The organism is Phenylobacterium sp., assembly GCF_004299445.1.
Lineage (GTDB): Bacteria > Pseudomonadota > Alphaproteobacteria > Caulobacterales > Caulobacteraceae > Phenylobacterium.
In genome coordinates, this window is the sequence record NZ_SCTC01000083.1 from 45,501 (window position 1) to 59,435 (window position 13,935).

The window sequence follows — 13,935 nt, forward strand, 5'->3', positions numbered from 1 at the left end:
CCCCATAATCCTTAGAACTCTACATATTTTGTCGCGGCGGGGAAGCTGCTCAGCGCGCGGCGTGCTGGATCTCGCCGAACAGGATCGACCGCTGCTCGTCCGAGAGGCCCGAAAGGCCCCCCTCGATGGTCTCTTTCCTCAGGAGGTCGCGGCCCACCTCCATTCCCCGCTTCACCGCCGGCCGTGCGCCAACCCTCTCGCACCACCGTTTGAGGTGGGGGAACTCCGCCGCCCGCGCCTCGACCTGGCGCAGCACGTAGGGGTAGGTCGCCATGTCGGCGACGGTGTAGTCGTCTCCGGCAAGGTACGGGCCTTCGGCAAGACGCCCGTTCAGGACCCGCAGCAGGCGGGTCACCTCATTGGCATAGCGCTGGATCGCGTAGTCGTGACGCGCCTTGGCGTAGAATGAGAAATGGGCGTTCTGGCCGAACATCGGCCCCACGCCCGACATCTGGAACATCAGCCACTGGTGGCATATCGCGCGCGCCCGTGGCTCGACCGGCGCAAAGCGGCCGGTCTTGTCGGCGAGATACCAGAGGATAGCGCCCGACTCCCACAGAACGAATGGATCGGCCCCATCCTCATCCTCGACGATGACGGGCGCCTTGTTGTTGGGATTCAGCTTGAGAAAGGCAGGGGCCAACTGATCGCCATCCAGGATGTCGATCGGCGACAGCCGCCATGCCAGTCCCATCTCCTCGAGCGCGATGGCCACCTTCCGCGCGTTGGGCGTGGGACCGCCGTAGAGCGTGATCATGGGGCCGGGCTCCGGGCTTGAGCTTCGCGCGTCAGGTTGTCGCTCATGCGCTTCAGCACGCTGAGACAGGTGGCCAGATCGGCAGGCGAGACGCCCTCGCCCGCGATGTCGTTGATCCGCGCCGCGGTCGGGATCAGCTCCGCCTCCAGCGCCTCGCCCCGCGGCGTAAGGAAGACGTTGAGCTTCCGCCGGTCCTGCCGGTTGCGGTCGCGGCGGATCAGGTCCAGCCGCTCCATGGCGCCCAGCACAGCCACAGCTGTAGGCTCGGTGACGTTGTTGAGCTGGGCCAGGCGGCGCTGCGTCGCCCCGTTCTCCTGCCAGAGCGCGCGCAGGAAGTACCAGAAGCCGCTGCTGAGACCGGCGGGCGCGAGGTGGGCGTTCAGGACACGGTCGAATGCCCGATGACAACGGCGGACCTGAAAGCCGAGGCTCTGATCCGGCGGCAGTCCCTCGAGAGGCGCGAGACGGCTCATCAGATCTTGAACGCTTCGAACGTCTCCGCCGCGAACAGCTCTTCCGGCTGCAGTCGCCGCGCCGACAGGCCCTGCTCGTGGTGGTATCGCAGGAAGGTGTCGAGCACCGTGCGGTTCTTCGCGAAGCCGTAAGGCCACCAGTCGTCGCCGAGCTCGGCGCGGGCCTCTTCGACGGCGGCGACCTGCCAGGGCAGCATCGATGTCATGGCCGATGTGACGGCGAGATTCTGGTACGTCAGCGCCTGGGCCTCGCAGAAGGCCTTGAAGAGCGACTGCGCGATCCAACGGTTGGCCTCGTAGACCGAGCGGCGGATCGCCACGACATGCATGATGGGGAAGATGCCCGTCCGCCGGTAGTAGTCCTTCTCCACGGGTACGAAATCGGGGAACAGCCGCCTCACATCGTCAGGCCGCGAGTAGAAGGTCGAGGGTGTCCGCGCCGTGTGCAGGGCGTCGATTTCGCCGTCCGCGAGCATCTGGGACAACGTCTGTGTGGGGCCGATCGGCGTGACGCTGAACTCGGGCGGAAGGCTGAGCTTCAGCTTCTCGTCGCGCCCGGGCTCCTCCTCCCCTCCGGAGAAGTACCGCACCGAGGTGGGCGCGACGCCATACTCATCGGACAGAATCCCGCGAATCCAGACCGGCGCCGTCATCTGGTATTCGGGCACGCCGAAGCGCTTTCCGATCAGGTCCTTCGGCTCGCGGATGCCGCTCCTGGCGGACACGAAGATGCAGGAGTGGCGGAAGAACCTCGAGGGGAAGACCGGGATGGCGACAAACGCCGGATCGTCGCGCATCAGCGAGACGCAGTAGGACGAGAGCGACATCTCAGCGACGTCGAACTCGCGGTTGCGCAGCATCCGGAAGAACGTCTCCTCCACGTGCAGCGGAAGAAAGTTCAGGTCGATCCCCTCCGGCTGCACGCGGCCGTCGGCCAGCGCCCGAGTCCGGTCGTAGTCCCAACAGGCCAGGGTGAGGCGCAGCTTGCTCATGGCGAGTCCTCGATCTCGGAAATGGCGACCTCGCGGCCCTCCGCCGCGGATCGCAGGATGGCCAGACAGACGGCCAGATTCTCGCATCCCCAGGCGCCATCGTGGATCGATGGGCGACCCTCCACCACGGCGGCCCAGAGCTCGTCGACGACCCCGTGGCGCGTCGCAGCCTGCACGGGCGTGTCGAGCGTTCGGCGGGCGTCGGGGCCGTAGACGTCGACGCCTGTCGCCGTGAGCCGCAGGTCGCCGCGCTCACAGGCGACCAGGACGAAGCCGAAGTGCTCGTGACCGATGGGCGATGGCGACGGCTCCCGCGGCGCTCCATAGGCGCGCGCCGCCTTGAGTTCGGCCTCGGAGGCGCCCAACAGCCGCCGCCGCGCGTCGCCGTACGCCTCGGGGTCCTTCGGGCCTCCCGTCTCGCCGACCCAGCCCATGAGGGCGTCGGTGTCGTAGCGACCATAGCCGCTGTAGGTGAGCGCCGCCGAGGCTCCGCCCTCGAAGGTCAGGAACGCCTGGTAGGCGCCTTCGGTGGGGCGGCCATGGTCCCAGGCGCCGGTGGCGGCGCGAACCGTCGCGACTCGCGCGCCGACCAGCCGACGCACCACGTCCACCTGATGCGCGGCCTGGCTGAACACCACGCCGCCGCCCTGGGACGTGTCGAGTTCCTCGGGCCGACGCGGTCGGTAGAGGAAGTCGGTAAAGTTGATGGCGGTCACCATTCGCGGTCGCCCGAGTTCCCCCGAAGCGATCAGGGCGGCGGCGCTGACAACAGGCGGATCGAACCCGTGACTGGGCCCGACCAGCAGGCGAACACCGGCCTCGTGCGCGGCCTCGGTCATCGCCCGACAATCGGCGAGGCGCAGCGCCATGGGCTTGTCGACCAGCACATGCTTGCCCGCCCTCGCTGCGGCCAGCGTCAGCTCTGTGTGGGTGGCGTGTGGGGTCGCGATGTAGACGACCTCGACATCGGCCTGCTCCAGCAGTTCGCCCGCCTCCGCAAAGGCGGGCGCGCCGAACTCGCTCGAGAACGCGGCGCGGGCTTCGGCGCGCGGATCGGCGGCGGCCGTCACCTGCACACGAGGGTCGGCCATTAGCGTCGGACGGGTCAGGTCGAAGGCGCGGCTTAGCCCAATCACGCCCAGGCGGAGCACGCGATCGGCCATGCGGTCCGTATCCTCCCGCCGCTGGACATCGCGGCCTCGATCCGTAAAATACTTCGTAATCTAAGTTTTGCAACGCCGCCGCCGGAAGAGCGCATGAGACCCGCCGACAACGAACTTCTTTGCCGCGTCGAGGGCGAAGCGGCGATGGGCCAGGTGATGCGTCAGCACTGGTTGCCCGCGTGTATGAGCGAAGAGGTGGCCGAGGCCGACGGCGCGCCGGTGCGCACCCGCCTGCTTGGGGTCGACCTGGTGGTGTTTCGCGACACCCGGGGCCGGGTCGGCGTGCTGGACGAGAGGTGTCCGCACCGCGGCGCGTCGCTGGCGTTCGGCCGCAACGAGGAATGCGGCCTGCGGTGTCTCTATCATGGCTGGAAGTTCGGGGTGGACGGCGAGATCCAGGACATGTCGTCCGAACCGGCCGACAGCCCGATGCGGAACCTGAGGGCCCGCGCCTACCCGACCCATGAAGCCGGCGGCTTCATCTGGGTCTGGATGGGGGATCCCGGAAGCGTGCGCCCGTTCGAGACCCCGGCCTGGGCGCCTTCGTCGACGACGCGGATCTCGATCGTGAAGATGCATGCGGCCTGCAACTGGGCCCAGGTGCTCGAGGGCTCGATCGACAGCGCCCACTCTTCCAGCCTGCATTCCACCAACATGCCGACGGCCGAAGTGGAAGGCTCCACCGCCACCGAGACCGCCTGGCTGCGCCCCTCGAACGACAAGGCGCCGCGCCTTGAGGTCGAGGCGACCGACTACGGCTTCCACTACGCGGCCATCCGCCGCCCGATCCGTGATCCCGAGACCCAGGTCTACATCCGCACGACGGTGTTCATCGCACCATTCACGGTGCTGATCCCGCCGAACGACCAATACAACCTCGCCCAGATGCTGGTGCCGATCGATGACGTGAACTGCATGTTCTACTGGGTCGCGTGGCACCCGACGAAGGGGATCGCTCAGGACGCCTGGCGCAGGTTCTGCGGCGCGGTCCCGGGCGTGGATCTGAATGCGGATTGGACGAAGGTCCGCAACCTCCAGAACAACTTTCTCCAGGACCGTGCGGCCATGAAGGCCGGCGACTTCACCGGCATCCAGGGCATCCCCGCGCAGGACATGGCGATGTGGGAGAGCATGGGCCCCATCGCGGACCGCAGCGAGGATCACCTGGGTTCCAGCGACGCCGCCATCATCCAGTTCCGCCGCCAGATGGTGGCCGCCGCCAAGGGGGCCGCGGCCGGCGGACCGGTCATCGGCACGCAGGGCGCGACGCGCCCGTCGGAGCTCGCCTCATTCGAGGGTCTCGCCCCGAAGACCACGGATTGGCGCAGCTTCACCACCCGCAACGCGGGCTCCCGGACCGCCGCGGCCGAGTAACCGATCCCGCGACGCCGACGCCTCAGCGCTTCCTGGCCACCCAGTCGCAGATGAGGTCCGCCATGTCGTCGCGCACCTTTCGGCTGTCCTCGAAGTAGTGGGCGCCGGTGATCATGTGCAGTTCCTTGTCGGCCGTGCCCAGGTTGTCGAAGATCTTCTGCGCGTCCGACGGGAAGACGCCCGTGTCGGCCAGCCCCTGCACCACCATCGCCGGCAGTCGGAACTTGGCGAGCTGGTCGGCGCCTTTGCACTTCGACGTCTCGAGGCTCCACATCGAGAGCCAGGTCTTCAGGTTGTTCGCCCGGCCGATGGAAGGGGTCTTGTTCGCCACCGCCGGGTGGCCCCGATAGCACATCGGCGTCTGGCGCTCAGACGGGTCGATCGTTCCATCCATCATCCGCAGGTCCCCCCAGCACCGGAACAGCGGAAACAGCCTGTCCGGAATGCCCGCCGCGTTCAGCCGGGCCAGTTCCACCTTGGCCCAGTCCGTGATCCGCTGGTTGCGCGCCCGCTGAGCCTCTCGGTAGCGAGTGATGAATTCCGGCGAGTAGGGCGGACCATTGTCGGGATTGAAGGGGTTGAGGCTCTCATCGGTGAGCGTGGGATCGTTCTCATCGACCACCGAAGCATCCATCCAGTCCGTCAGCACGTCGGGTCGGCCCTGGTGGGCGTTGAGCGACACATAGAGATCCGCCGGCGGCAACGTGTTTAGCGCCTCTAGACCGGCCCCCGTCACCAGGTCGCCTAGCGTGGGGGCGATCGCCTCGGCTTGGTAGGCGCCCATCAGCGAGCCGCCGCCGGAGTTGCCGAGGATCACCACCGTTTCGACGCCGGCCTGTTCCTTCAGCCAGCGCACGCCGACCCCGATGTCGATCACCGCATGCTCCAGAAGAAACTGGTCCTCGGCGCCGCGATAGCGGGTGTTCCAGCCCAGGAAGCCGTAGCCCCGTGCGGCGAGGTAGGGGGCGATGTAGTGCTCGGAGAAGTCGACGTTGTAATGCGTGGCGATGAAGGCGGTCTTCGGCCGCTGCCCTTTGGGTGTCGTGTAGATGCCCTGGCAGGGATGACCGCCTGCCATGATCCGTGGCGAGGTCGGCGACACGAAGCCCAGGAACTGGCGGTCCAGCTTCGCAAGCAGGTCGGTGTCGTCGATCACGCGTTCTCTCCCCTACCGTCAGGCGCGGCTACATGGCTCGGCCGCTTGGCGGCTCATGAGATACTTCGTAATCTAATCATTATTCCCGATCCAGAGACAACCGGAGCAAACCGCCCATGCGGGCCCTGATGCAGGACTGGTCGCTGACCCTCGACAAGATCTTCGATCATGCCGCGCGATGGCACGGCGACCGCGAGGTGGTGACCCGCTCGGTCGAAGGGCCGATCACGCGCAGCGACTACGCCACCCTCCATCGACGCGCCAAGCAGGTCTCACACGGCCTTCTGGAGATGGGGATCGGGCCCGGTGACCGGGTCGCCACCATGGGCTGGAACTCGGACCGGCACCTCGAGGTCTGGTACGGCGCAGTGGGCATAGGCGCGGTTCTGCACACCCTGAACCCCCGCCTTTTCCCCGAACAGATCGTCTACATCGCCAACCATGCGCAAGACACGGTGCTGTTCGCCGATCCCGCCTGCGCCGCCCTGCTGGCTGAACTGCTTCCCCAGTGCCCAACCATCAAGCGGGTGATCTTCCTCAGCGAGGCGGCGCCCGAAGCCTCCTTCCCGGCCGAAGCCTACGAGGCTTGGCTATCGGGGCGGCCTGCCGACGCGGCCTGGGGCGGCTTCGACGAGAATTCTGCTGCGGGGCTCTGCTACACCTCGGGCACCACGGGCAACCCCAAGGGCGTGCTCTACGGGCACCGGTCGAACTACCTGCACGCCATGATGACCCTGCAGCCCGACGCGCTGAACCTGTCGGCGCGCGACGCGGTGCTGCTGATCGTGCCGATGTATCACGCCAACGCCTGGGGGGTGATGTACTCGGCCCCGCTGGTGGGCGCGAAGCTGGTTCTGCCGGGTCAGAAATTGGACGCCGCGGCGTTGCACGAGCTGATCGAGACCGAAGGCGTCACCTATTCCGCAGCCGTTCCCACCATCTGGCAGATGTTGCTGGCGCACCTGAAGGAGACGAAGGGCAAGCTGACCACGCTCCAGCGCGTCACCGTGGGCGGATCGGCCTGCCCCGAGAGCATCATTCGCACGCTGCACGACGACTTCGGCGTGGACGTCATTCAGGGCTGGGGCATGACCGAGACCTCGCCGCTGGCCACCGTATCCACCCCGAAGCGGCCCGGGCTGTCCTTCGAGGACAGCGTGCCCAGAAAGCTCAAGCAGGGCCGCATCGTCGGCAACCTCGACCTCAAGCTGGTGGACGACGCCGGCGCGCGCCTCCCTCACGACGGCCGGACGTTCGGCCGTCTCATGATCAAGGGCCCCACCGTGGCCAGCGGCTACTACGGCGCCCCGCACGGCTCGGCCCTCGACGACGAGGGCTTCTTCGACACCGGCGACGTGGCGACGATCGACGCGGACGGCGACATGCAGATCACCGACCGCGCCAAGGACGTCATCAAGTCGGGCGGCGAGTGGATCAGTTCCATCGACGTAGAGAACATCGCGGTGGGACACCCCAAGGCGGCCCTGTGCGCCGTGCTGGGCGTGGTGCATCCCAAGTGGGACGAGCGGCCGATCCTGCTCGTGCAGCTGAAGCCCGGACAAGCGGCCGGGAAGCAGGAGTTCCTGGACTATCTCGACGGCCGGATCGCGCGCTGGTGGATGCCGGACGATGTCGTCTTCGTCGACGAGATCCCCCTGGGCCCCACGGGCAAAATCGACAAGAAGCTGCTGCGCACGCGCCTTACAGGCTACGAGCTGCCGTTCGATCCGAACCTGAAGCGCTGAGCGGTCTTCGACGCCCGCAGACCACCTTAGGCGGTGGGCGGCTGCAGCTTTTCGGCAAGCTCGATCACCCGGGCTACCGTCATGCCGAGGATCTGGGCCGGCAGCGCCTCCTTCAGCCCGCCGGCCTCGTCGAAGGCGTTCTGCGCGAACGGCAGCAGCACCTGTTCGGTCGCCACTACCGTCTGGATGGTCCCCAGGATCTGGCGCAGGTGGGTGATGCCCCTCAGGCCGCCGAACGGGCTGATCGACGCGGCCATCAGCCCCGCCACCTTGCCGCGGAAGGCGACGAGCCCCGCCTCGCCCGGTTCGGTCGGTCGCGTGGCCCAGTCGATGGCGTTCTTCATCACCGCGCTGGTCGAGCCATTGTGCTCCGGCGTCGCCATCAGGAAGCCGTGATGGGCCACGAACAGCGCCTTCAGCTCCCGCGCCGCGGGCGGAAAGGCGTTGGCCTCCAGATCGCCGTCATAGAGGGGCAGAGCGAAGTCCTTCAGGCGGATCGCTGTCACCTCGGCGCCCCGGGCGCGGGCCTCGGCGACCGCCAGATCGAGCAGCGCCTGGTTCAGTGAGCCGGTGCGCGTGCTGCCGGCCATTGCGAGAAGCTTCACGGTCATCTGTGTCCCTCGGGGGTGTTCGAATGCCTAGGCGGCGGAGTCGGTTGGCGTATCCTCGCCGACATCGGCCGCCAGGTTGCGGCCAACCTGGATCAGCGCCTTGCGAAGCACCGTCACCTCGTCTTCGGTGAGCCCAGCCATGGCGATGCGGTTCACCTCGGCCACGTCGGGCAGCAGCACCCCCTGAAGCGCCTTGGCCTCCGGCGTCAGGAAGACGTGCACCTTGCGGCGGTCCTCCGTACTCTGGCGGCGCTCGACAAAGCCGCTGCGCTCCAGACTCTTGAGCGCGATCACGGTGGTGGGCTCGCGCATGCCGACACGACGCGAAAGCTCGCGCTGTGTGAGGCCATCCTCGAGCCACAACACGCGCAGAAACCGCCACTGGCCGCTGGAGACCCCGTGCGCGGCCGTGCGCATCTCGAGGGCCCGCGAGAAAAAGCGGAACGCGATCCGTGTCAGGTAGCCGATGCTGTTGCCCGGGTCGGCGTAGAATTGGTTGTCGCTCATGCCCGGACAATTCCACCGCGCCTGTCCAGCCGCAATCGCGTCCGTTGACAGGCCCCGGCCTTCCTACAGAATAGATAGAATACTAATCAATCGGAATTCGTTCGTATGTTGCTCCCGGGTCTGCCGCTCCTCCCCACGACCATCGTCGGCAGCTACCCGCAGCCGGATTGGCTGATCGACCGCGAGGGGCTGAAGTCCCGCCTGCCCCCGCGCGTGCGGGCCCAGGAGCTGTGGCGCATCAAGGACCCGCAGCAACTGGCCGACGCCCAGGAGGCGGCGACCCTGGTGGCGATCAGCGACCAGAAGCTGGCGGGGATCGACATCGTCGGTGACGGCGAGATGCGGCGCGAGAGCTACTCCAACCGGCTGGCCACCGCGCTGGCCGGAATCGAGACCGACCCTCCCGGCCTAGCCATGGACCGCACGGGGGCGATGAACCCTGTGCCGCGCGTGGCGGGCAAGATCCGGCGGACCGGTCCCATCGAGGCCCAGGACGCCGGCTTCCTCAAGCAGCGCGTCGGCGGGCCGGTCAAGATCACCATCCCCGGGCCATTCACGATGACCCAGCAGGCGCAGAACGACTACTACCCCGACGCGCGCGCGCTGGCGCTGGACTACGCCGACGCCGTCAACGCCGAGATGCGCGACCTGTTCGCCGCCGGTTGCGACATCGTCCAGCTGGACGAGCCCTACCTGCAGGCCAAGGCCGACGAGGCGCGCAGCTTCGCCATCGAGGCCATCAACCGCGCCTGCAAGGGCGTGAGCGGCATCACCGCGCTGCACATCTGCTTCGGCTACGCGCATGTCCATCGCGGGGCGTCCAAGCCGGGCGGCTACGCCTTCCTGGAAGAGCTGGAAGCCTCGGACGTCGACATCATCTCGATCGAGGCGGCCCAGCCAAAGCTCGACCCGTCGATCCTGCGCGAACTGCCCAGCAAGCACATCATGTACGGCGTCATCGACCTGAACGACCCGAACGTCGAGACGGCCGAGACGGTGGCCGCGCGCATCCGCGCGGCCCTGCCCTTCATCGACGCCGAGCGCCTGATCATCGCGCCCGACTGCGGGATGAAGTACCAGAGCCGCGAAGTCGCCTTCGGGAAGCTGAAGGCCATGGCCGACGGCGCCGCGATCGTTCGGCGCGAACTGCAGGGCTAGGTCGACACCTCCGCCAGCCATTCCAGTAGCAGCCGGGTTGTCGTCTCCGGGCGCTCCAGTGTGGGCAGGTGCCCACAGGCCGGGATTTCGACGAAGCGAGCGTGCGGAATGCCGACCAGGATCTCGTCCTGGTGCGCGGGGGTGGTGATGCCGTCCTGGGCGCCCCGGATCACGAGCGTGGGGACCTTGATCGAAGGCAGCGACGGCCGGCTGTCGATCCGGCTCATGATGGCGCGCTGCTGGGCCAGGAACCGATCCGGGCCCGTGTCGGACGCCATTTTCCGGACCCGCGCGAGCAGCGCCTCCTCCCCCCGGCGCTCAGGCGGCAGCAGGATCGGCACGCGCTCCTCAACCACCTGGTCGAAGCGCCCCGCCTCGACCAGCCGGATGTAGCCTTGCCGGCGCTCCGTCTGGGCCGGTCCGTCGTTGGGGGCCAGCGTGGCGATCAGCACCAGGCTCAGCACCCGCTGCGGCGCCTGGCGCATGACTTCAAAGGCGGTGAAGCCGCCCATGGCGTGAGCGATCAAGTGGAACCCCTCCGGCGCGCCGGCCAGGAGGCGCGCGGCCATACCGGCGATGGTGTCGTCCCGACCGTGATCGGCGAGGAGCACGTCGTAGTCGGGCGTCAGGGCTTCGACCTGCGGGGCCCAGACATCGTCCGTCAGAAGCTGCCCCGAAGCGAAGACGACCGTGGGACGGGGCATCACACCACCTGATTCACAAGCGCCTGCCCGTCCATCAGACGGCGGCAGTTGTCGAAGGCCACGACGAGGCTACGGTCCAGGGTCTCCGGCGTGAGCCAGGCCTGGTGGGGCGCCACGACCACGTTCGGCAGCATCAGCAGCGGGTTGCCCGGATCCACCGGCTCGGCGGCGAAGACATCCAGGCCTGCGCCACGCAGCCGGCCCGAGTGCAGAGCCTCGACCAGAGCCGCCTCGTCCACCAGGCCGCCACGGGCCGTGTTCACGAGGATCGCGCCCGGCTTCATCGCCGCCAGCGCGGCCCGCCCGATGAGGCCCTCGGTCTCCGCCGTCAGCGGGACGTGAAGCGAGACGATATCGGACGTGGCGAGCAGTTCCTCCAGGGACACGAACCGGCCGGGCAACTGTGGCTTCGGGTTGCGGGCCGTGTAGATGACCCGGGCGCCGAGGGCCTCCAGCGCCGCGCTTAGCCGTGACGGCGAGGCTCCGTACCCGATAAAGCCGACCGTGCGTCCGGCGATCTCGCCCACGCCGTCGATCAGGTCGGTGTCCGGCGACCAGCCCTCCCCGCGCCGGGTCAGGGGGTCGAGGTACGACAGTCGGCGCAGGACCGAGAGCATCAGCGCCAGGGTCATCTCGGCCACGGCTTGGCTGTTGGTCCCGGGCATGTTGGCCACCGCCACGTCGGCGGCCTTCGCGGCCTCAAGGTCGATCGTGTTCACACCCACGCCCAGCTTCTGGACCAGCCGCAGCCTGGGTGCGCCGGCGATCATCGCCGCGGTCACCGGTTTCAGCACGTGGAGCAGCACCTCGGCGTCGGCGATCTCGCGTGCGAAGCCGGCGTCGTCGGTTTCGTCGACCACCACGGCCTCGACGCCTGCCGCTGCGGCCTGGTGGGCCAGCATGGCGCGGAAGCCGGCGCTGGCGCGATAGTGCAGGACCGCCTTCATTTCAGCCCCGCCGTCACCGACGGCGCGAAGGCCGAGACGCCGGCGAACACCGCGTCCGCGCCCATGGCCTCCTCGATCCTCAGCAGTTCGTTCCATTTCGCCATGCGTTCAGACCGGGCGAAGCTGCCGACCTTTATCTGGCCGGCGTCCCAGCCGGTGGCGAGGTGGGCGATGGACACATCCTCGGTCTCACCTGACCGCGCCGAGACGATAGCCCCCCAGTTCAGCGCCTTGGCGGCATCCAGGGCCGCCTTCGCCCGGGTGACCGTCCCGGCCTGATTGACCTTCACCAGGACGGCGTTGCCCGCATTGGCCTCGGCCGCGCGCCGGACGCGATCGGCGTTGGTCACCAGGATGTCGTCGCCGATCAGTTGCACCCGCTCGCCATACGCCGCCGTGGCGGCCGCGAAGCCCGCGAGGTCGTCCTGACTAACCGGGTCCTCGATGGATAGGATCGGATAGCGCCGCACCCAGGCGGCTACGCGCTCGACCATCTCGTCGGTCGAGAACTCGGACCCGTCCAGGCCCAAACGATAGCGACCGTCGCCCCTGTCCAATTCGTTGGCGGCGACGTCCAGAGAGATGAAGACATCCTCACCCGGCCGGTAGCCGGCCCGCTCGATGGCGGCCGTCAGGTCGCCCAGCGCCTGTTCGTTAGAGTCGAACACCGGCCACCAGCCGCCTTCATCGGCGGCGCCCGCGAGGCGGCCGGTGTCGGCCATCAATTGGCCAGCGGCGCGGAACACCTCGGCCGTGATCTCGAAGGCCTCGCGCACCGTGGCGGCGCGCGGGGTCATGATCATGAAGTCCTGCACGTCGGTGCGCCGGCCCGCGTGGGCCCCGCCGCCGAAGATCTGGATCTCAGGCAGCGGGATGCGCGCCTTCCGCCCTTGAGCCAGCCAGGCCCATAGGGGCGCGCCCTCAGCCGCCGCCGCCGCGTGCAGAGCAGCGAGCGAAACCGCGACGGTCGCGTTGGCCCCGAAGCGGGCGAGGTTCGGGGTGGCGTCGGCCGCCGCCATGGCTTCGTCCAGGCCGGCCTGATCGCGGACGTCGCGGCCGATCAGCAGGCGGGCGATCTCGTCGTTCACGGCCGCTACGGCCCGGTCGACGCCCATGCCGCCAAAACGCGGGCCTCCGTCCCGCAGGTCGATGGCCTCGTGCGCGCCGCGCGAAGCGCCGGCCGGCGCGAGGGCCCGCCCCATGGCGCCTCCAGCCAAGGTGACGTCGGCCTCGACTGTGGGACGGCCGCGGCTGTCCCAGACCTGGCGGGCGCGAACGGCGGTTATGGTGGACTTCATCTGGCTCCCAGGTCGTCACGCCAGGCCGCGGCCAGGCCGGTCATGGTAGGTGGCGTGTCCGCCACGAGGCGGCGCGACGCCGCTCGGACGAACCCTCGATCATCGTCGCTGCGCAGATAGTCGGCCGGCGACTTGCCGTCCACGCGCGCGAGCAGCACCGCCGCCGTCAGCTCTGCCGCCCGGGCCTCGAGCGCCGCCGCGTCTTCCCAGGTCACCCTGGCAAGGTAGCCGCGTTGCAGCGCCGTGAACGCCGCCAGATAGGCCGCGATGTGCGGCGGCCTCCAGACCGACTTCAGCAACAGGTGCGCCGAGCAGAACGCCAGGTCGAACGCGGGATCGCCATACCAGGCGCACTCGGCGTCCAGCAGCACCGGACCCGCCGGTCCGTGCAGGATGTTCTTCGGGCTCACATCGCCATGCACCAGCGTGATGCGCGTGGCCGCCGTGCGGTCGGCCAGGCGCACCAGGCGCGCGGCAAGATCGGGGTGGGCCTCTGCGCAGTGTCTGAGGAACGGCCCCAGTCGCAGGTCCTCGAACAGCGGCGTAGTGTCGAATCGCGCGGCCACCGCCGCGCTTCCCGCAGCACCCGCATGGAGCGCGGCAAGCAGCCGTCCCACCGACTCCGCAAACCCGACATCCACATCGCCGGCGGCCAGGTCGGCCTTCCAGACGCTGTGTTTGTCCGGCGGAAAGAAGTTCATGACGAACAGGTTCGAGGCCCGGTCCTCGAACAGCACTTCCGGGATCGCGCCGCCGGCGTACGCCTGCGAAACCCTCAGCCATTCCACCTCGAAGTGAGACCGCTCCACCGGCGCGCGCCAGTCGGCGGCGACCCGCAGCTGGGGGAGCGCCCGCTTGACGCAGTAGACGCCCGTCGGCGTTTCGAGCCGGAAGACGTCGCTGGAGACCCCGCCCGTCAACGGTTCAAGCCGCGCCTCCGCGCCTTCCGCCAGGAAGCCGCCACGCTTCAGAACCTCGAGGATCTCCGCCGACATGCCTCATTAGTTAGAAGGCTAAGCGATAGACGTCCAGCCGAGGAATCGTCTGTCA

14 protein-coding genes are annotated in these 13,935 nt (G+C 68.4%); 3 read left to right on the forward strand and 11 right to left on the reverse strand.

Translation table 11 applies throughout. The features are described 5' to 3' along the window. Positions 1–49 precede the first annotated feature (49 nt). The 4 genes from EPN98_RS23295 to EPN98_RS23310 are packed head-to-tail and all read right to left on the reverse strand — an operon-like array spanning position 50 to position 3,385. Positions 50–757, reverse strand: coding sequence for a glutathione S-transferase N-terminal domain-containing protein (locus tag EPN98_RS23295; RefSeq protein ID WP_293365343.1), 708 nt, complete (start codon positions 755–757; stop codon positions 50–52). Next, positions 754–1,230 (reverse strand): MarR family winged helix-turn-helix transcriptional regulator, encoded by a 477-nt coding sequence (locus tag EPN98_RS23300; protein ID WP_293365345.1) that lies wholly within the window; start codon positions 1,228–1,230, stop codon positions 754–756. Before EPN98_RS23300 ends, EPN98_RS23295 begins: the two co-directional genes overlap by 4 nt. Beyond that, the gene (locus EPN98_RS23305; RefSeq protein ID WP_293365346.1) at positions 1,230–2,222 is read right to left on the reverse strand and encodes an ABC transporter substrate-binding protein; all 993 of its coding nucleotides are present in this window, start codon (positions 2,220–2,222) and stop codon (positions 1,230–1,232) included. Before EPN98_RS23305 ends, EPN98_RS23300 begins: the two co-directional genes overlap by 1 nt. Then, positions 2,219–3,385: a Gfo/Idh/MocA family oxidoreductase gene (locus EPN98_RS23310; RefSeq protein WP_293365347.1), complete on the reverse strand. Its 1,167-nt coding sequence runs from the start codon at positions 3,383–3,385 to the stop codon at positions 2,219–2,221. The genes EPN98_RS23305 and EPN98_RS23310 overlap by 4 nt, the downstream gene beginning before the upstream one ends. Before the next feature lie 93 nt (positions 3,386–3,478). On the opposite strand from EPN98_RS23310, the gene EPN98_RS23315 reads away from it, so the two are divergent. Next, positions 3,479–4,759: a Rieske 2Fe-2S domain-containing protein gene (locus tag EPN98_RS23315; protein WP_293365348.1), complete on the forward strand. Its 1,281-nt coding sequence runs from the start codon at positions 3,479–3,481 to the stop codon at positions 4,757–4,759. 22 nt (positions 4,760–4,781) lie between these two features. Here EPN98_RS23315 and EPN98_RS23320 read toward each other — a convergent pair whose 3' ends face one another. Further along, positions 4,782–5,915: a hypothetical protein gene (locus tag EPN98_RS23320; RefSeq protein WP_293365349.1), complete on the reverse strand. Its 1,134-nt coding sequence runs from the start codon at positions 5,913–5,915 to the stop codon at positions 4,782–4,784. A gap of 116 nt (positions 5,916–6,031) precedes the next feature. Between EPN98_RS23320 and EPN98_RS23325 the strand changes: the two genes are divergently transcribed. Continuing rightward, on the forward strand, positions 6,032–7,660 hold the full coding sequence (locus tag EPN98_RS23325; RefSeq protein WP_293365350.1) for a long-chain-fatty-acid--CoA ligase: 1,629 nt from the start codon (positions 6,032–6,034) through the stop codon (positions 7,658–7,660). Between the two features lie 26 nt (positions 7,661–7,686). Here the strand turns inward: EPN98_RS23325 and EPN98_RS23330 are convergent, their stop codons facing one another. Continuing rightward, complete coding sequence (locus EPN98_RS23330; RefSeq protein WP_293365351.1) at positions 7,687–8,271, reverse strand: NAD(P)H-dependent oxidoreductase; 585 nt, start codon at positions 8,269–8,271, stop codon at positions 7,687–7,689. A gap of 27 nt (positions 8,272–8,298) precedes the next feature. Then, a complete protein-coding gene (locus tag EPN98_RS23335) occupies positions 8,299–8,778 on the reverse strand; it encodes a MarR family transcriptional regulator (protein WP_293365352.1) in 480 nt (159 codons plus the stop codon). A 105-nt stretch (positions 8,779–8,883) separates the two neighbouring features. On the opposite strand from EPN98_RS23335, the gene EPN98_RS23340 reads away from it, so the two are divergent. Continuing rightward, on the forward strand, positions 8,884–9,936 hold the full coding sequence (locus EPN98_RS23340; RefSeq protein ID WP_293365353.1) for a hypothetical protein: 1,053 nt from the start codon (positions 8,884–8,886) through the stop codon (positions 9,934–9,936). Here EPN98_RS23340 and EPN98_RS23345 read toward each other — a convergent pair. Genes EPN98_RS23345 through EPN98_RS23360 form a run of 4 tightly spaced genes read right to left on the reverse strand, consistent with a single transcriptional unit; the run spans position 9,933 to position 13,880 of the window. After that, a complete protein-coding gene (locus tag EPN98_RS23345) occupies positions 9,933–10,640 on the reverse strand; it encodes an alpha/beta fold hydrolase (protein WP_293365354.1) in 708 nt (235 codons plus the stop codon). The two genes, EPN98_RS23340 and EPN98_RS23345, sit on opposite strands and share 4 nt — an antisense overlap. Next, entirely contained in the window at positions 10,640–11,587 is a 948-nt protein-coding gene (locus EPN98_RS23350) for a 2-hydroxyacid dehydrogenase (RefSeq protein ID WP_293365355.1), read from the reverse strand. Before EPN98_RS23350 ends, EPN98_RS23345 begins: the two co-directional genes overlap by 1 nt. Next, on the reverse strand, positions 11,584–12,885 hold the full coding sequence (gene eno, locus EPN98_RS23355) for a phosphopyruvate hydratase (protein WP_293365357.1): 1,302 nt from the start codon (positions 12,883–12,885) through the stop codon (positions 11,584–11,586). Before eno ends, EPN98_RS23350 begins: the two co-directional genes overlap by 4 nt. Continuing rightward, positions 12,882–13,880, reverse strand: a complete 999-nt coding sequence (locus tag EPN98_RS23360; protein ID WP_293365358.1) for an aminoglycoside phosphotransferase family protein — start codon at positions 13,878–13,880, stop codon at positions 12,882–12,884. The genes eno and EPN98_RS23360 overlap by 4 nt, the downstream gene beginning before the upstream one ends. Positions 13,881–13,935: the final 55 nt, after the last annotated feature.